The organism is Pseudomonas sp. AC083 (assembly GCF_979253165.1).
On sequence record NZ_CEEDDH010000006.1, the window covers coordinates 219,565 to 237,997 of the forward strand.

16 protein-coding genes are annotated in these 18,433 nt (G+C 61.7%); 7 read left to right on the top strand and 9 right to left on the bottom strand.

From position 1 onward, the window contains the following. Nucleotides 1–29: 29 nt before the first annotated feature. A complete protein-coding gene (gene yjgA, locus AC0IXA_RS12500; RefSeq protein ID WP_016771692.1) occupies nt 30–554 on the top strand; it encodes a ribosome biogenesis factor YjgA in 525 nt (174 codons plus the stop codon). A gap of 51 nt (nt 555–605) precedes the next feature. Here yjgA and tldD read toward each other — a convergent pair whose 3' ends face one another. The 8 genes from tldD to mreB all read right to left on the bottom strand — a co-directional run bounded on the left by tldD (nt 606) and on the right by mreB (nt 11,865). Continuing rightward, complete coding sequence (gene tldD / locus AC0IXA_RS12505; protein WP_016771693.1) at nt 606–2,048, bottom strand: metalloprotease TldD; 1,443 nt, start codon at nt 2,046–2,048, stop codon at nt 606–608. Nucleotides 2,049–2,052: 4 nt separating this feature from the next. Beyond that, the gene (locus AC0IXA_RS12510; protein WP_471813257.1) at nt 2,053–2,913 is read right to left on the bottom strand and encodes a carbon-nitrogen hydrolase family protein; all 861 of its coding nucleotides are present in this window, start codon (nt 2,911–2,913) and stop codon (nt 2,053–2,055) included. 141 nt (nt 2,914–3,054) lie between these two features. Then, the gene (locus AC0IXA_RS12515) at nt 3,055–6,858 is read right to left on the bottom strand and encodes a YhdP family protein (RefSeq protein ID WP_471813259.1); all 3,804 of its coding nucleotides are present in this window, start codon (nt 6,856–6,858) and stop codon (nt 3,055–3,057) included. A 75-nt stretch (nt 6,859–6,933) separates the two neighbouring features. Continuing rightward, nucleotides 6,934–8,391, bottom strand: coding sequence for a ribonuclease G (rng, locus tag AC0IXA_RS12520; protein ID WP_016771696.1), 1,458 nt, complete (start codon nt 8,389–8,391; stop codon nt 6,934–6,936). 58 nt (nt 8,392–8,449) lie between these two features. Continuing rightward, nucleotides 8,450–9,046 (bottom strand): Maf family protein, encoded by a 597-nt coding sequence (locus tag AC0IXA_RS12525; protein ID WP_471813261.1) that lies wholly within the window; start codon nt 9,044–9,046, stop codon nt 8,450–8,452. Nucleotides 9,047–9,083: 37 nt separating this feature from the next. Beyond that, nucleotides 9,084–9,575: a rod shape-determining protein MreD gene (mreD, locus tag AC0IXA_RS12530; RefSeq protein WP_042608773.1), complete on the bottom strand. Its 492-nt coding sequence runs from the start codon at nt 9,573–9,575 to the stop codon at nt 9,084–9,086. Next, complete coding sequence (gene mreC / locus AC0IXA_RS12535; RefSeq protein WP_471813283.1) at nt 9,575–10,687, bottom strand: rod shape-determining protein MreC; 1,113 nt, start codon at nt 10,685–10,687, stop codon at nt 9,575–9,577. The genes mreD and mreC overlap by 1 nt, the downstream gene beginning before the upstream one ends. Before the next feature lie 140 nt (nt 10,688–10,827). Then, on the bottom strand, nt 10,828–11,865 hold the full coding sequence (mreB, locus tag AC0IXA_RS12540) for a rod shape-determining protein MreB (RefSeq protein ID WP_002555108.1): 1,038 nt from the start codon (nt 11,863–11,865) through the stop codon (nt 10,828–10,830). A 211-nt stretch (nt 11,866–12,076) separates the two neighbouring features. Here mreB and gatC point away from each other — a divergent pair, with 211 nt between their 5' ends. From gatC to AC0IXA_RS12570, 6 genes are all read left to right on the top strand, one after another. Further along, nucleotides 12,077–12,364 carry an Asp-tRNA(Asn)/Glu-tRNA(Gln) amidotransferase subunit GatC gene (gene gatC / locus AC0IXA_RS12545; RefSeq protein ID WP_024011606.1) on the top strand — a complete coding sequence of 96 codons (288 nt, stop codon included), beginning with the start codon at nt 12,077–12,079 and terminating at the stop codon, nt 12,362–12,364. Between the two features lie 16 nt (nt 12,365–12,380). Next, a complete protein-coding gene (gatA, locus tag AC0IXA_RS12550) occupies nt 12,381–13,832 on the top strand; it encodes an Asp-tRNA(Asn)/Glu-tRNA(Gln) amidotransferase subunit GatA (protein ID WP_024011605.1) in 1,452 nt (483 codons plus the stop codon). Nucleotides 13,833–13,842: 10 nt separating this feature from the next. Continuing rightward, a complete protein-coding gene (gene gatB, locus AC0IXA_RS12555; RefSeq protein WP_016771702.1) occupies nt 13,843–15,288 on the top strand; it encodes an Asp-tRNA(Asn)/Glu-tRNA(Gln) amidotransferase subunit GatB in 1,446 nt (481 codons plus the stop codon). Nucleotides 15,289–15,506: 218 nt separating this feature from the next. After that, on the top strand, nt 15,507–15,878 hold the full coding sequence (locus AC0IXA_RS12560) for a septal ring lytic transglycosylase RlpA family protein (RefSeq protein WP_024011604.1): 372 nt from the start codon (nt 15,507–15,509) through the stop codon (nt 15,876–15,878). A 97-nt stretch (nt 15,879–15,975) separates the two neighbouring features. Further along, nucleotides 15,976–16,986 carry a calcium/sodium antiporter gene (locus tag AC0IXA_RS12565; RefSeq protein WP_471813285.1) on the top strand — a complete coding sequence of 337 codons (1,011 nt, stop codon included), beginning with the start codon at nt 15,976–15,978 and terminating at the stop codon, nt 16,984–16,986. Beyond that, a complete protein-coding gene (locus AC0IXA_RS12570) occupies nt 16,983–17,360 on the top strand; it encodes a carboxymuconolactone decarboxylase family protein (protein ID WP_122610841.1) in 378 nt (125 codons plus the stop codon). The genes AC0IXA_RS12565 and AC0IXA_RS12570 overlap by 4 nt, the downstream gene beginning before the upstream one ends. Nucleotides 17,361–17,444: 84 nt before the next feature. Here the strand turns inward: AC0IXA_RS12570 and AC0IXA_RS12575 are convergent, their stop codons facing one another. Next, entirely contained in the window at nt 17,445–18,386 is a 942-nt protein-coding gene (locus tag AC0IXA_RS12575; RefSeq protein WP_471813270.1) for an AEC family transporter, read from the bottom strand. Between the last annotated feature and the right edge of the window lie 47 nt (nt 18,387–18,433).

The following is an 18,433-nucleotide window of genomic DNA, read 5'->3' on the forward strand; positions in this document are numbered from 1 at the left end:
ATGGCGGCGTTTCTTTGCGGACTGCCACCATGGTTGATTCTTACGACGACTCCCTCGATACGGGAGAAAAAAGCAAATCTCAGGTCAAACGCGAGTTGCATGCGCTGGTTGACCTCGGCGAGCGCCTGACCACACTCAAGCCTGATCTGGTCGCCAAACTGCCGTTGACCGACGCTTTGCGCCGGGCATTGGCCGATGCGCCCAAGCACACCGCGAACATCGCGCGTAAACGGCATTTGCAGTTCATCGGCAAACTGATGCGCGACCAGGACACTGACGCGATTCTGACTCTGCTCGATCAACTTGATGCCTCCACTCGCCAGTACAACGAGCGTTTCCATAATCTGGAACGCTGGCGTGACCGCCTGATCGCGGGCGATGACGCCGTGCTGGAGAAATTCGTCATCGAGTACCCGGACGCAGATCGCCAGCAATTGCGTTCCCTGATCCGTCAGGCCCAGCATGAGGTTGCGCAAAACAAACCGCCTGCTTCGAGCCGCAAGATCTTCAAATACATTCGGGAGCTGGACGAGACTCAACGCGGCCTGCGTTGAAAATCGCCACCGGGTGGCCGTCCTGCGCGCCACCCGAAAGCCCCACCGTTCTTATGCGCCCGTGCCACCCACGGTAATCGCATCGATTTTCAGCGTTGGCTGGCCGACACCCACCGGCACCGACTGCCCATCCTTGCCACACGTACCGACACCGCTGTCCAGCGCCAGATCGTTACCGACCATCGACACCCGGCTCATCGCCTCGGGGCCGTTGCCGATCAACGTCGCGCCTTTGACCGGTGCGGTGATCTTGCCGTCCTCGATCAGATAAGCCTCGCTGGTCGAGAACACGAACTTGCCGCTGGTGATATCGACCTGACCGCCACCGAGGTTGGCGCAGTAGATGCCCTTCTTCACCGAGGCGATGATTTCTGCCGGATCGCTTTCGCCACCGAGCATGTAGGTGTTGGTCATGCGTGGCATCGGCAGGTGCGCATAGGATTCGCGGCGACCGTTACCGGTGCGTGCCACGCCCATCAGCCGCGCATTGAGCTTGTCTTGCATGTAGCCCTTGAGTACGCCGTTTTCGATCAGCGTGGTGCACTCGGTGGGGGTGCCTTCGTCATCGACGCTCAGCGAACCGCGACGGCCGCTCAAGGTGCCGTCATCGACGATGGTGCATAACTTGGAGGCAACCATTTCACCCATGCGCCCGCTGTAGGCCGAGCTGCCCTTGCGGTTGAAGTCGCCTTCCAGACCGTGACCGACCGCTTCGTGCAGCAGCACGCCGGACCAGCCGGAACCCAGCACCACCGGCAAGGTACCGGCCGGCGCCGGAATCGCTTCGAGGTTGACCAGCGCCTGACGCAACGCTTCACGGGCATAACCCATAGCGCGGTCTTCGGCGAGGAAGTAGCGGTAATCGGTACGCCCACCGCCGCCGTGCCCGCCGCGTTCGCGACGGCCATTCTGTTCGACGATGACGCTTACGTTGAAACGCACCAGTGGGCGCACGTCGGCGGCCAGGCCACCGTCGGTGGAGGCCACCAGGATTCGCTCCCAGACCCCGGCCATGCTCACGCTGACCTGCTGAATCCGTGGGTCGAGTGCGCGGGTGGCGACGTCGATGCGTTTGAGCAACTCGACTTTTTCCGCGCGGCTGAGCACTTCCAGCGGGTTATCGGGCGCGTACAGTTGCGCGACGTCCTGGCTGGTGAACGCCTGCACGGTGCCGTTCTGCCCGGCACGTGAGATCGAACGCGCGGCGCGGGCCGCTGCACCGAGGGCTTCGAGGGTGATCGCGTTGCTGTAGGCAAAACCGGTCTTCTCACCGGACTGCGCGCGCACGCCGACACCCTGATCGAGGTTGAAGCTGCCTTCCTTGACGATGCCGTCTTCCAGCGCCCATGACTCGGAAATCTGGCCCTGGAAATACAGGTCGGCGGCATCGATGCCCGGCCCGGCCAGATCGCCGAGCACGCCTTGCAGGCTCTCGATCGTGACACCGCCGGGTGCCAACAGGTGATCACTGACTGAGGACAACAACTCGCTCATAGGTTTACGCCTTAAATTCGTGTTCTGAAGCAGGCCGCTGGGCGCCCTGCGAGAAAAACCGCCGATGACGCGTCACCGGCATGCGCGCCCGGATGGACGCTTGTTCATCGCTGTCGGGGGCGGCCAGCAACACCGCCTCGCCTTGATCCTGCTGGGCCAGCACACGCCCCCACGGGTCGACAATCGCCGCATGCCCGAAGGTCTCGCGTGGCCCCGGATGACTGCCGCCCTGTGCGGCCGCGAGGATATAACACTGTGTTTCGATGGCCCGCGCGCGGATCAGTACATCCCAATGCGCGGCGCCGGTTACGGCCGTAAACGCCGACGGTGCAGTAATCAACTCGGCACCGGCGGCACGCAATTCACTGTACAGCTCCGGGAAACGCAAGTCGTAGCACACGCTCAGACCGACGCGCCCCACCGGCGTATCCGCCACCACTACATTACCGCCATAAGCATAGTCATCGGATTCACGGTACCGGCCGCGATTGTCGGCGACATCGACATCGAACAGATGCAGCTTGTCATAACGCGCGACGATCTCACCGTTATCGTTGATCAGCAACGAGCAGGCATTGGCTTTGGCCGTGGGTTGACCCAACGGTGGCAACGGCAATGTACCGGCGACTATCCATAAGGTGAGGTCGCGGGCGGTCTGTTTCAACCAGGGCAGGATCGGCCCTTCGCCCAAGGCCTCGGCGCGGCCGATATCAGCGACGTCACGACGGCCCATGGCGGCGAAGTTTTCCGGCAGCACCGCGAGTTTCGCCCCGCCGGCGGCGGCCTGTTCAAGCAGGCGTCGGGCTTGGGCCAGATTGGCCAGCACGTCACTCTTGCTGACCATTTGAATCACCGCTAAAGACATGGCCGCTCCTCGGGATTTGCATATGACTGTGTAGCAGCTGCCGAAGGCTGCGATCTGTTGATTTTTTTAAGAGCCAGATCAAAAGATCGTCCGATCGCGGCCCGAGCCTTCGGCAGCTCCTACAGGGGTAGTGTCTGCTAGTTAAAAAGGCTTGTCGAAGGTGATTTTCGGCTCTTTCCATGGGCCTTTGACCGTGTACTTGACGCTGGCGAAGCGCGCCACGCGGTCGCCGATCAGCTTGTCGATGAGGAACAGCGCGCCGCCGACCGCCGGTGCGCCGACGAGCAGCGCGGCAATCGGCAGGTTGTTGGTCACCGGCAAGGTCACCAGCAATTTCGCATCGACCTTGTCACCGACCAGATCCAGCGTGCCGTCCAGCTCAAGATTGCTCGAAGGCCCGGTCAGGCGAATCGGCTCACGGGTGACGTAGACACCGTTGTTCGCCACCAGCAAACCTTTGACCCGGTCGTAGCTCAGGCCTTTGCCGAACAGGTCGGAGAAGTCCAGACGCAGACGCCGGCCGATGGAGTTGAAGTTGAGCAGGCCGAACACCCGCAGCGCCTGAGCACCGCCTTCCACTTCAACGAACTGGCCCTTGTTCAGCGAGGCATCGAGCGTGCCGGAGAAGCGCTTGGTCGCCAGCCACGCCGGCGAGCCCGGCCAGCGGCCGTCGACATCCATGTGGAATTCTTCGCTGGTCACGCTCGGCGCGAAGCCCCAGCCTTTGAGCACGTCAGCCAGATTCTTGCCGCCAATGCGGCCCTTGTACCAACTGCTGGTCGCCCCCGGCGCGCCTTCCCAGCCGCCGTTGCCTTGCAGAAGGATACCCTTGAGGCCCATGTCGAGGTTGTTCAGGGCGATGCCTTTAGCAGTCGGCCGCACTTTCAGCGACCAGCCACCGACCAGATCGGGGCCGAGGAACAACTGATTGAGGGTGATATCCAGCGCCGGGATTTTCGTCGGGTCGACCGACGCCAATGGATCAGGCGCGTTCTCGTCAGCCTGCACCGCCGGGTCCGGCGCCGGCAGTTTCACGTACTGAAGATTCACCGCAATCGGCACGCCTTTGGCGTCCGGCAGGCTGGCACTGCCCTTGGCCTGCTGACTATCGAGAGCGAGATTCCATGCGCCGGGCTTGCGATTGATCTGCACCGAGGCCTGATCCAGTGTGGTGCCGAGCGCGGTCAATTTGCCGACCTTGATGTCAGCGCTGCTGAGCAGTTGCTTGGCGCTGCCGCCCGGATCCCCACCGGCGTATTTGTTGGCCAGATCCTGCCACGGCGCAACGTCCAGCTCTGACAGCACCCCACGAATGCGCAGGCCCTTGGCGCCCGGCAACACCGCTTCGCCAGCGCCGAGGAACAGTTCGCCACGGCCATCGGCGAAATTGCTCGGCGGCGCAGCAAAAGTGAAATTGGCCAGTTGATCGTAATTGACCCAGTACCGCCGCTCCTGCCCTTGCAAGGTCATGCGGAATACCGTGTCACGCCCGACATCGGCGGCCATGCCGAACGGCGCCGGCAAATCCACTGCCACGCCTTTGAGGCTGGAGCTGACCAGCAACTGGCTGTCGGCCCCGGAAAGATTCAGCTGCAACTGATACGGAATCGTCCCGGACACCGGCAACGGCTGGGTCACGCCCAGCCAGTCGGTGAGCTTTTTCACTTCAACCTGTCCGGATGCGGCGACGCGAGTCTTGATCTGATTGGGGCTGCCGTCGGCGAATATCTGCGCAGTGACCGGTTTGCCGAAGGCCCGCGCAGAAATGTTCTGGCCGCTGAGGCCTTTGTTACTGTCGAAGCGGAAATCGCCTTTGAGCTGGCTCAGTTCCAGTTTCGGTTCGGCCAGTTTCAGCCGCGCGTTGGCAGTTTTGAAATCGACGAGGATTTTCGGTTGCTCGCCCTTGGCCAGCGGAATGTCCAGTTTGAGCTTGCCATTCAGATCACCAGCGCCTTCCCAACCGGCAAAGGTCTCGCCAGTGCCGATCGGCGCGTCCTGGAGAATCTTCAAGCCGTCGCCCAGGCCACCGGCAAATGCGCCATCAAGAAACAAATGCGAGTTCTGCCCGGCCGGTACGTGAGGAATATTGACGAAGACATCGCTGACTTGCGTATCGAGCAATTGGCCCTTGCTGGCCCAGATGCGCACGCCGCTGTCCTCGATGAACACGTCACCGCTGACCTTGCTCACGTGCGGCCAGCCCGGCTGAAAGGCCAGTTCGGCGTCGTGCACTTTGAAGAACAGACTGATGCTGCGATCAGCCTCGCCGGCGTTCTTGCTCAGCGAGCCCTGATACTGAAAGAAACCCTGATCCACCGCGCCTTTGAGGATCGCTGTGCGCAGCCACTCATCAAGTGCCGGGCTCAACACCGCCGGCAGGTACTTCGCGGTATAGCGACCGTCGCCATCGACCAGGCCGACGCGCAGGTCCATGTAATCTTCCTGGCTATGATCGAAGTGCAGGCGGATGAGGAAGTCGCCGGCAATCTTGCCTTCTTCGCCCAGCACCTTCAGGTACGGCGCAATCAGGGTGAAGCCATCCTTGTCCAGCTTCCAGGTCAGCCGCGCATTGGCCTGCAGGTATTGCCATGGTTTGGCGAAAATCGGATCGAGGTGCAGGACGAAGTCCTTGCTGTCGAGGCGCAACTCACCGCCGTCCAGATTGCCGCTGAGGCTGCCGCTGACATTTCGCGCCGCTGGAGCGCCGTGATAGGCATCGAAACCGACATTGTCGAGGTTGGCGGCAAAGCTGAATTTGTTGCCATCGGTGGCGGTCGGACGGAAATCCAGCAGGACGTTGCGCAGGTCGCCGGTTACCTTCAAACGTTCGACCACTGTGGCGAAGCTTTGCGGCAACGGCCCCAGCGCATTGAGCAGCGGCGTGATCGGGGTCAGATCGAGGCGATCGGCCTGCAAATGCCAGAGCTCTTCAGCGTTGGCGCTGGCGCGAGTCTGCTGCACCTGCACATGGGATTCCCAACGGGTGTCGCCGAAGCTCATCGCCAGTGAATCAAGAGTGACCTTTGCGCCCTCGGCGGTGTTGCGGTAATAGGCGTTGAGCGCCAGATTGTTGATCTGGATCGGCTTGCGCTCGGCGTAGGCACCGGTCACTTGCGGCGCATTCAGGCGCAACGCGGCGCTTTGCAACGCGCCTTCGGCCCAATCGCCCCAGAGTTCACCGCCGGCCTTGATCTCGGAAAAATTCCATTGCTGGGTCAGGCGCTCGGGCAGCCATTTCGACCAGTCGCTCTGCGGCAGGCTGGCATAACCCTCGATGGCGCTGGTCTGCCACTGGTCAGGACGCAACTGGCTGCGCAGGCTCAGCGCCACAGGCTGGCCATCGGGCAAGGTCAGACGCGCGTCGAGACGCTGGCGGCTGGCGCCGGTACGCAGATTCAGACCGACATAGGTGAGCGTCATGGGCGCGTGGTCGACCGGTTGCAGGGTCACCTGGCTATCGAGCACCGACAGTTGCCTGATCATCTGCGAGCGCTGGAACAATTGTGCCGGATCGAACGGTTGATCCTTCTGCACCGGCAGGCCTTCCAGCGCCCAAGTGCCGTCTTCGGCTTCCTTGAGGCTGATCTTCAAACCGTTGAGTTCGATATGCGCGAGGCGCACTTCGCGGGCGAGCACGCTGGCCCACAAATCCGGCACCACCCGCACGCGGTCGAGGCGCAGAGCGTTGGCGCCGTCGCCGACCATCACGTCGTGGGCCAGCAGGATCGGCGCGAAACCGCTCCAGTTGCCTTCCAGCTCGCCAATTTGCAGTGGCATGCCGAGGGCGGCGCTGGCCTTGTCTTCGATGTCGGCGCGGTATTCCGCCACCAGAGGGGTCAGCTCGCGGCCGAGGCTGACGTACAACGCCATCAACACCAGAACCAACGCGCACAGGCCCAGCCCCCAGCGGGTGAGTGCGGCCAATATGCGTGTCAGACGCTCCATGTCAGTCGGCTCCCATGGCAAAAATACTGCGAAAAGCTGAGGCCAGCCGCGTTGAATGAGTGGTGATGCAGGGCTTCAGAGCAGCACCACGTCATATTGTTCCTGGGAATACATGGTTTCCACCTGGAAACGTATGGTGCGACCGATAAAGCCTTCAAGCTCGGCGACGTTACCGGATTCTTCGTCAAGCAAGCGATCGACCACTTTCTGGTTGGCCAGTACCCGATAACCCTCGGCCTGATAGGCCCGCGCCTCGCGCAGAATCTCGCGGAAGATCTCGTAACAGATGGTTTCGGCGGTCTTCAGCTTGCCGCGTCCCTGGCAACTGCTGCACGGCTCGCACAGCACCTGTTCGAGGCTTTCGCGGGTGCGCTTGCGGGTCATCTGCACCAGGCCCAACTCGGTGATGCCGATGATGTTGGTCTTGGCGTGATCGCGCTCCAGCTGTTTCTCCAGAGTGCGCAGGACCTGACGCTGGTGCTCTTCATCTTCCATGTCGATGAAGTCGATGATGATGATCCCGCCAAGGTTGCGCAGGCGCATCTGCCGGGCAATCGCCGTGGCCGCTTCGAGATTGGTCTTGAAAATGGTTTCTTCGAGGTTGCGATGACCGACGAACGCCCCGGTGTTGACGTCGATAGTGGTCATGGCTTCCGCCGGATCGATCACCAGATAGCCGCCGGATTTCAGCGGTACCTTGCGCTCCAGCGCGCGCTGGATTTCGTCTTCGACACCGTACAGATCGAAGATCGGCCGCTCACCCGGATAGTGTTCCAGACGATCAGCGATTTCCGGCATCAGTTCGGCGACGAATTGCGTGGTTTTCTGGAAGGTTTCCCGCGAGTCGATGCGGATCTTCTCGATCTTCGGATTGACCAGGTCACGCAGGGTGCGCAGGGCCAGGCCGAGGTCTTCGTAGATCACGCTCGGCGCGGCGATGGTCTTGATCTGCTCGTTGATCTGGTCCCAGAGGCGCCGCAGGTAACGGATGTCCATGAGGATTTCATCAGCGCCGGCACCTTCAGCAGCGGTGCGCAAAATGAAGCCGCCGGCCTCCTTGATGCCTTCTTTGGCCACGCAGTCACTGACCACCTGCTTGAGACGCTCGCGCTCGGCTTCGTCTTCGATCTTCAGGGAAATACCGACATGAGCGGTACGCGGCATGTACACCAGATAACGCGAAGGAATCGACAGTTGCGTGGTCAGGCGTGCGCCTTTGGAGCCGATCGGGTCTTTGGTGACTTGCACCACCAGGCTCTGACCTTCGTGCACCAGCGAACTGATGCTTTCCACCGCCGGGCCTTCGCGCAGGGAGATTTCGGCGGCGTGAATGAAAGCCGCACGATCGAGGCCGATGTCAACAAATGCCGCTTGCATGCCCGGCAGTACACGAACGATCTTGCCTTTATAGATGTTGCCGACGATCCCGCGTTTCTGCGTGCGCTCGACGTGGACTTCTTGCAGCACACCGTTTTCGACCACCGCCACGCGCGATTCCATCGGCGTGATGTTGATCAGAATCTCTTCACTCATGGCAGGATCTCGTTCAGGCATGTTCACGATAGTGGCCGCATCTGGATTCGTACGACGCTCAGGGCGTGTTCAGGTTTTGCCAACAGGGTATGCCGAAATGGCCCAATACCTCGCAGGTTTCGCACAACGGCAGGCCGACCACCGCCGAATAGCTGCCGTCGAGCCCGGCGACAAACACCGCACCCAAGCCCTGAATGCCATAGCCGCCGGCCTTGTCGCGCGGTTCGCCACTGGCCCAGTAGGCGCCGGCCTCTTCGCGGCTGATGCTGCGAAAACGCACGCGACTGCGCACCACCCGCGACTCGCAGCGCTCACCTTCAAGCACGGCGATGGCGGTCAGCACTTCGTGTTCGCTGCCGGACAACATCATCAGCATGGCGCATGCGTCGGCTTCGTCCACCGGTTTGCCAAGTATTTTGCCGTCGAGTACCACAGCGGTGTCGGCGCCAAGCACGCAGAACGGCTGGTCAGAGTCGACCGAGCGGCGCCCGGCCTCAGCCTTGCCACGCGCGAGGCGCTCGACGTAGGCCGAAGGGGATTCTTCAGGAAGCGGGGTTTCGTCGATGTCCGCGCTGATGGCGGAGAACTGCACGCCGATCTGCGTGAGCAATTCACGGCGGCGCGGTGAGCCGGAGGCGAGGTAAAGCAGTTTCATCAAAACATCTCCCTGTTCAGTGCCCTGCTTCACCGGCTCAATAGATTCTGTAGCGTCGGCACATCCCGCGAAGGGCGAAGCTGACCCACGGCCAGAGCAACGCACTGACCAGCGCCGGCAAGACCAGCGCCAGGGTTGGCTGACGGTTGCCGGTCAGAGCGCTGAGCCACAGTTGCGCCAATTGTGCGAGGCCGAAGATCACCAGGATCACCAGGCACTGCTGCCACATCGGGAACATGCGCAGGCGCTGCTGCAACGACAATACGAGGAAAGTAATCAGGGTCAGGATCAGCGCGTTCTGTCCGAGCAGGTCGCCCTGCAGGACATCTTCGGCCAGCCCCAGACAGAACGCCGTCACCATACCGACCGTGTGCGGCATGTACAGCGCCCAGAAAGTCACGAGCAAGGCCAGCCACAGCGGGCGAAGGATTTCCATGAAGATTGGCAACGGCGATACGCTGAGCAGGATGCCGACGAAGAATGTCAGCCAGATCATCCAGCCGTTTGCGGATTTTTTCGCGCCGACCATTATTCTCGTCCCCCGGTAGTCGCTGGCGGTTTCGCCGGTGGTTTGCTCGCGGCCGGCGGTTTGGCAGCGGCCGGAGCGGCCGGAGCGGCAGCGGGCGGTTTGCTCGCGGCGGGCTTGACAGGCGTGGTGGCAGGCGCCGCTGCTTCAGCGGCCGGCGCTGCGGTAGCGGTCGACGGCGTGGCAGGCATGATCAACGGTTTCGGCACGCTGGCCGGCAACATCGGGCCGCCGCCGTGGGCATCGAGCTGTTCCTGGGCCTGGGCGGCGTCATTGGCGCGTTCCTCGGCGGTGCGGCTGTCGCTGAACACCAGCAGCAGGTAGCGGCTGCGGTTCAGGGCGGCGGTAGGTACCGCACGGACAATGGCGAATGGTTGGCCGGAGTCGTGGATGACCTCTTTTACCGTGGCCACCGGATAACCGGCCGGGAATCGCTGGCCGAGACCGGAGCTGACCAGCAGATCGCCTTCCTTGATGTCCGCCGTGTCGGCGACATGACGCAACTCCAGCCGCTCCGGGTTGCCGGTGCCGCTGGCAATCGCGCGCAGACCGTTACGGTTCACCTGCACGGGAATGCTATGGGTGGTGTCGGTCAGCAGCAGGACACGCGAGGTGTACGGCATCAATTCAACCACCTGGCCCATCAGCCCGCGCGCATCGAGCACCGGTTGGCCGAGCACCACGCCGTCGCGCTCACCTTTGTTGATGATGATGCGATGGGTGAAGGGGTTGGGGTCCATGCCGATCAACTCGGCCACTTCGACCTTTTCATTGACCAGTGCGGAGGAATTGAGCAACTCGCGCAGCCGAACGTTCTGCTCGGTCAGGGCCGCGAGCTTTTGCATGCGTCCCTGCAACAGCAGGTTTTCGGTCTTGAGTTTTTCGTTTTCGGCGACGAGCTCGGTGCGGCTGCCGAACTGACTGGCGACCCCTTCCCACAAGCGGCCAGGCAGGTCAGTGATCCAGTAGGCATCCATGAGCACCAGCGACGCTTGCTTGCGCGCGGGCTTGAGCAGGTCGAAACGTGCATCGACCACCATCAGTGCGACCGCGAGCACGGCCAGCACCAACAGGCGCACGCCCAACGAAGGGCCTTTGGTGAAAAGCGGTTTAATAAGCCGCTCCTCCCAGGCAAATGTTCTGTTTATTCATACGGCATCAAACCGGCCTGGATGAAGACTGACAGAAGATAAACGCCAACAGGCAGCACTGCAAAGTGCTGCCTGTGCGTTCACCCACGTATTGCATTCGAAGCTTATTCGCTCGAAAGCAGATCCATGGTGTGCTTATCCATCATTTCCAGCGCACGGCCACCGCCGCGAGCAACGCAAGTCAGCGGGTCTTCGGCAACGATCACCGGCAGGCCGGTTTCCTGGGCCAGCAACTTGTCGAGGTCACGCAGCAGCGCGCCACCACCAGTCAGCACCAGGCCACGCTCGGCGATGTCGGAAGCCAGTTCCGGCGGCGATTGCTCCAGCGCGCTTTTCACCGCCTGAACGATGGTGGCCAGCGACTCTTGCAGAGCCTCGAGCACTTCGTTGGAGTTCAGGGTGAATGCGCGTGGAACGCCTTCGGCCAGGTTGCGACCGCGAACATCGACTTCGCGCACTTCGCCGCCCGGGTAGGCCGTACCGATTTCCTGCTTGATGCGTTCAGCGGTGGATTCACCGATCAGGCTGCCGTAGTTACGGCGCACGTAGGTGATGATCGCTTCGTCGAAACGGTCGCCGCCGACACGAACGGATTCGGCGTAGACCACACCGTTCAGGGAGATCAGGGCGATTTCAGTGGTACCACCACCGATATCCACGACCATCGAACCGCGCGCTTCTTCAACCGGCAGGCCGGCACCGATCGCAGCAGCCATCGGCTCTTCGATCAGGAACACTTCACGGGCACCGGCGCCAAGGGCCGATTCACGGATGGCGCGACGCTCAACCTGGGTGGACTTGCATGGAACGCAGATCAGCACACGAGGGCTGGGCTGCAGGAAACTGTTTTCGTGAACCTTGTTGATAAAGTACTGCAGCATCTTTTCGCAGACGCTGAAGTCGGCGATCACGCCGTCCTTCATCGGACGAATGGCAGCAATGTTGCCCGGCGTACGGCCGAGCATGCGCTTGGCCTCGGTGCCGACAGCAACGACACTTTTCTGGTTACCGTGTGTCCGAATGGCCACAACCGATGGCTCATTCAGGACGATACCGCGCTCGCGCACGTAAATAAGGGTGTTGGCAGTGCCCAGGTCAATGGAAAGATCGCTGGAAAACATGCCACGCAGTTTCTTGAACATGGGAAAGGGACCCTAGGCAACGCGTGGGTAAAAAAGTGCGGCAAACTCTAACAACGACAGGGATTTTGGGCAAGGCGCCAATATGTTAAATTGGCCGCTTTTCTGTGCACCAAGCCCCACAATCGCGGCCTTATGACCGTAGAAGTGCGGTAGTGTTCCGACAATCTAACACACGGACGCCGTCCGTTCTGTTTTCCACTGGAGAATCCCGATGGCGCTAGAACGCTCCGACGTGGAAAAAATCGCGCATCTGGCCTGCCTTGGCCTCAACGATGCCGATCTTCCGCACATTACTTCCGCCCTCAACAGCATTCTCGGGCTGGTCGACGAAATGCAGGCCGTTGATACCGACGGTATCGAGCCGCTGGCCCACCCCCTGGAAGCCAGTCAGCGCCTGCGCGCCGACGTGGTGACCGAGACGAATAATCGCGAGGCCTACCAGTCCATCGCACCAGCGGTCGAAAACGGCCTGTATCTGGTTCCGAAAGTCATCGACTAAAGGGAAAGAGCCTGCAATGCATCAAATGACTCTGGCCGAGATCGCCCGCGGTCTCGCCGATAAAAAGTTTTCCTCCGAAGAGCTGACCAAAGTCCTGCTGGCGCGTATTACCCAGCTCGATCCGCAGCTCAACAGTTTCATCAGCCTCACCGAGGATCTGGCCATCGAGCAGGCGAAAGCCGCCGATGCACGCCGGGCCAACGGTGAGAGCGGCGCCCTGCTCGGCGCGCCGATCGCCCACAAGGATCTGTTCTGCACCCAGGGCATCCGCACCAGCTGCGGCTCGAAGATGCTCGACAACTTCAAGGCTCCATACGACGCCACCGTAGTCGCGAAACTGGCCGCTGCCGGCGCTGTGACCCTGGGCAAGACCAACATGGACGAATTCGCCATGGGTTCGGCCAACGAGTCGAGCTGGTACGGCGCAGTGAAAAACCCGTGGAATCTGGAACACGTACCGGGTGGTTCGTCCGGTGGTTCGGCGGCGGCAGTTGCCGCTCGTTTGTTGCCAGCCGCCACGGCCACTGACACCGGCGGTTCGATCCGTCAGCCGGCGGCGTTCACCAACCTCACCGGCCTGAAGCCGACCTACGGTCGCGTTTCGCGCTGGGGCATGATTGCCTACGCTTCCAGCCTCGATCAGGGCGGCCCGTTGGCGCGCACGGCCGAAGACTGCGCGATTCTGCTGCAAGGCATGGCCGGCTTCGACCCGAACGATTCCACCAGCATCGATGAGCCGGTTCCGGATTACTCCGCCAGCCTCGGCGAGTCGCTGCAAGGCCTGCGCATCGGCGTGCCGAAGGAATACTTCAGCGCCGGTCTCGACCCGCGCATTGCCGAGCTGATCCAGAACAGCATCCAGCAGTTGCAGAAGCTCGGTGCGGTGATCAAGGAAATCAGCCTGCCGAACATGCAGCACGCGATCCCGGCTTATTACGTGATCGCCCCGGCAGAGGCCTCCTCGAACCTGTCGCGTTTCGACGGCGTGCGTTTCGGCCATCGCTGCGAGAACCCGGAAAACCTCATCGACCTGTACAAGCGTTCCCGTGGCGAAGGCTTCGGCGCGGAAGTGCAGCGCCGGATCATGGTCGGTGCCTACGCGTTGTCCGCCGGTTACTACGACGCCTACTACCTGAAAGCGCAGAAGATTCGTCGCCTGGTGAAGAACGATTTCATGGCTGCCTTCAATGAAGTCGACATCATCCTCGGCCCGACCACGCCGAACCCGGCCTGGAAGCTTGGCGCGAAGAACAGCGACCCGGTCGCTGCCTATCTGGAAGACGTCTACACCATCACCGCCAACCTCGCCGGCCTGCCGGGCCTGTCGATGCCGGCCGGTTTTGTCGATGGTCTGCCGGTGGGCGTGCAGTTGCTCGCGCCGTATTTCCAGGAAGGCCGTTTGCTCAACGTTGCGCACCAGTATCAGCTCAACACTGACTGGCACACCCGCACCCCAACCGGCTTCTGAGGAGACACACATGCAATGGGAAGTCGTGATCGGGCTGGAGATTCACACTCAGCTCACCACCCGGTCGAAAATCTTTTCCGGTAGTTCCACCACCTTCGGTTCCGAGCCGAACACCCAGGCCAGCCTGATCGACCTGGGCATGCCCGGCGTGCTGCCGGTGCTCAACCAGGAAGCGGTGCGCATGGCGGTGATGTTCGGTCTGGCGATTGACGCCGAGATCGGCCAGCACAACGTGTTCGCCCGCAAGAACTACTTCTACCCGGATCTGCCGAAGGGCTATCAGATCAGCCAGATGGAATTGCCGATTGTTGGCAAGGGCCACCTGGACATCGCCCTCGAGGATGGCACGGTCAAACGCGTCGGCATCACCCGCGCGCACCTGGAAGAAGACGCCGGCAAGAGCCTGCACGAAGAATTCAACGGTGCCACCGGCATCGACCTGAACCGTGCCGGCACGCCGCTGCTGGAAATCGTCTCCGAGCCGGACATGCGCAGCGCCAAGGAAGCCGTGGCTTACGTCAAAGCGATCCACGCGCTGGTGCGCTACCTGGGTATCTGCGACGGCAACATGGCCGAAGGCTCGCTGCGTTGCGACTGCAACGTCTCGGTGCGCCCGAAAGGCCAGGTCGAGTTCGGCACTCGCTGCGAGATCAAGAACGTCAACTCGTTCCGCTTCATCGAGAAGGCAATCAACTCCGAGATCCAGCGTCAGATCGAGCTGATCGAAGACGGCGGCAAAGTGATCCAGCAGACCCGTCTGTACGATCCGAACAAGGATGAAACCCGTCCGATGCGTTCGAAAGAGGAAGCCAACGACTACCGTTACTTCCCCGATCCGGACCTGCTGCCGGTGGTCATCGAAGAGTCGTTCCTCGGTGAAGTGCGTGCCACCCTGCCGGAACTGCCACCGCAAAAGCGCGAGCGCTTCCAGAGCCAGTTCGGTCTGTCGGCCTACGACGCCAACGTGCTGGCCACCAGCCGTGAACAGGCGGATTACTTCGAGAAAGTCGCGGCCATCGGTGGCGACGCGAAACTGGCGGCGAACTGGGTGATGGTCGAGTTGGGCAGCCTGCTCAACAAGCAGGGCCTGGACATCGAGGATTCGCCAGTCTCCGCCGAGCAACTGGGCGGCATGCTGCAGCGCATCAAGGACAACACCATCTCCGGCAAGATCGCCAAGGTGGTGTTCGAAGCGATGGCCAACGGCGAAGGCAGTGCTGACGAGATCATCGAGAAGCGCGGCCTCAAGCAAGTCACCGACACCGGCGCGATCTCGGCCGTGCTCGACGAAATGCTCGCGGCCAACGCCGAACAGGTCGAACAGTACCGCGCGGCAGACGAAGCCAAACGCGGCAAGATGTTCGGTTTCTTCGTCGGCCAGGCCATGAAAGCCTCGAAAGGTAAGGCCAACCCGCAGCAGGTGAACGAACTGCTGAAAAGCAAGCTCGAAGGCTGACCACCAATGGAGCCAGATCCAAAGCCTGGCTCCATTCGCTGTGGAAGGGACCTGTGGCGAGGGGATTTATCCCCGTTGGGCCGCGAAGCGGCCCCAATTGCTGAGCTTGATTTGCACCAGATAAATCGAGTTCTCAGTGTTGGGACTGCTGCGCAGTCCAACGGGGATAAATCCCCTCGCCACAGGTCACTCCTACATTTGATCCGGGATACCTTTGAATGAAGCGTCTGTTGCTGAGCAGCGCCCTGCTCTCTCTGCTGGCCGGTTGCGCCAGTACCGACACCATCGACCCGCACGGTTACGACCAGACCGGCGTCGCCTCCTACTATGGAGCCAAACATCACGGTAAACGCACCGCCAGCGGCGAAGCGTTCAACCAGCATTCCCTGACCGCCGCCCACCGCCAGTTGCCGTTCGGCACGCGAGTGAAGGTCACCAACCTGAAAAACGATGAATCAGTCGTGGTTCGCATCAATGACCGTGGCCCGCACACCCGTGGCCGGCTGATCGATCTGTCACGCGAGGCCGCCGATGAGATCGGCATGCTGCGCAGCGGCACCGCGCGGGTTCGCGTGCAGGCCCTCGACTGATGGAGCGCCGACCATTTTCGGACTAGCCGATCTGCCGCTGATCAACGTTATCGAATTGCTCAGCGGCCTGGTTCTTTTGCTCATCGGCGCCGAGCTGATGGTGCGCGCCGCCGTGCGTCTGGCCGAGCGCCTGCATGTGCGTCCGCTGATCATCGGCCTGACCATCGTCGCCCTCGGCAGCAGCGCCCCGCAAATGGCCGTGAGCCTGCAAGCGGCGTTGACCGACAACCCGGACATCGCCGTCGGCAGCGTGGTCGGCAGCGGCATCTTCAATATCCTCGTAACCCTTGGCCTCTCGGCACTGATCATCCCCCTGCGCGTGTCGCGGCAACTGGTGCGCCTGGATATCCCGCTGATGATCGGCGCCAGCCTGCTGGTATTCATCCTAGCCTGGAATAAAGATCTCGGGCGTTTCGACGGCGTCCTGCTGCTCGGGGCGTTGGCGCTGTACCTTGGCTTGTTGTTCCGCCAGTCGCGACACTCGACCCGCCCCCATACCGAACGCCCGAAGGATACGCAGCAATCCTGGCTGATCAGTGTGCTGATGATTCTCGCTGGCCTGGCCATGCTGGTGTTCGCCGGGCGTTTGCTGCTCGGCGCCGCCGTGGTCGTGGCCACCGACTTGGGCCTGTCCGAACGGGTCATCGGTCTGACCGTGGTCGCGGTCGGCACTTCGCTGCCGGAGCTGGCGACTTCGCTGATCGCTGCGTTGCGCGGGCAGCGCGACATTGCCGTGGGCAACGTGATCGGCGCCAACCTGTTCAACCTGCTCGGGGTGCTCGGGCTGACCGCCCTACTCGCACCGACGCCGCTTTCCGTTTCCCCGAATGCACTGGATTTCGATTTGCCGGTGATGCTCGGCGTCGCGGCGCTGTGCTTGCCGGTGTTCTATTCCGGCTACCGCGTTACCCGGGCCGAAGGCTTGCTGCTGCTCGGTTTGTATCTGGTCTACGGACTGCATGTGGTGTCGTTCACCACCGGCATGCCGCTGGCCGGCAAACTCGAGCGCTTGATGCTGTTTTATGTCCTGCCGGCGCTGCTGACGTTTCTGATGTTCACGTCGATCCGCGCCTGGCGTCGCCAACACCACAAGAGAGATGTGCCATGAGCGAGTCGAAGCAGTCCGGGGTTGAAATCCGTCGTCAGGTCATGGGCGATGCGTTCGTTGATCGCGCCCTGGGCAACGCCACCGAGTTCACCCAGCCGTTGCAGGATTTCGTCAATGAACACGCCTGGGGCGGGGTGTGGAATCGTGAGGGGCTGCCGCTGAAAACCCGCAGCCTGATCACCCTCGCCGCGCTGACCGCGTTGAAGTGTCCGCAGGAGTTGAAAGGCCATGTGCGCGGTGCGCTGAACAATGGCTGCACGGTGGAAGAGATTCGCGAAGCGCTGCTGCATTGCGCGGTGTATGCCGGCGTACCGGCGGCGATCGATGCGTTTCGCGCGGCGCAGGAAGTGATCGACAGCTACCAGAAAAGCTAAAAGATCGCAGCCTTCGGCAGCTCCTACAGGAGACCGCATTTCCATGTAGGAGCTGCCGAAGGCTGCGATCTTTTGATCTTGCCTTTAGATCCACCCACCCCACTGCAACACAAAGATCCCGACATTGGTGGTAAGCGCCGCCATCAACGTGGTCATCACGATAATCGCCGCTGCCAGCTCATGATTGCCCTGCGCCGCCCGGGCCATGACGAAACTTGCCGCCGCCGTCGGGCTGCCAAAGTAGAGAAACAGAATCCCCAGTTCCGCCCCGCGAAAGCCCCACAGCCACGCGCCCACGGTTGCCAGTAACGGCAGACCGACCATCTTCACCAGGCTGGAGCTGAGCGCCATCTTGCCGCTCTTGCGCAACGCCGCCAGTGACAGCGTGCCGCCGATACAGATCAGCGCCAGCGGCAGCGTGGTCTGCGCCAGATACTGGCCGGAGGTTTCCAGCCAGCCCGGCAAACCGATCTTGAAATAAGCGAACGGCGCCGCCGAAATCACGCTGATGATCAGCGGGTTGCTGAACACGCTTTTGCAGATGCTCCACGGATCGGACTTGATCACCGGGCTGTACACCGCCAGCACGATGGTCGACAGCGTGTTGTAGAACAGGATCACCAGCGCCGCGAGAATCGCCCCGAGGGAAATGCCGTAATCGCCGTACATGCTCGCCGCGAGCGCCAGACCGATCACGCCGTTGTTGCCGCGAAACGCGCCCTGGGTATAGATGCCGCGATCTTCACGCGGACACTTGAAAATTGCCCAGCCCCAGGCCACGGCGAAACTCACCAGGGTGGCGAGGGAAAAGTAGATGAGCAGCGAAGGTTGCAGTGCGGCGTGCAGGTCGGCGTGGAGGATGCCGAGAAACAGCAGCGCCGGCATCGTGACGTTGAACACCAGCGACGAGGCGGTGTGGATGAAGTTGTCGTTGATCCAGTCGATGCGCTTGAGCAGCACACCGAGAAACAGCATGGCAAACACCGGCGCGGTGATGTTCAGGGTTTCAAGAAAGATTGCCAGCATGCCGGGGAGCCTTGGGTGAGCGTCGATAGGGGGCTAATGATAAGCCA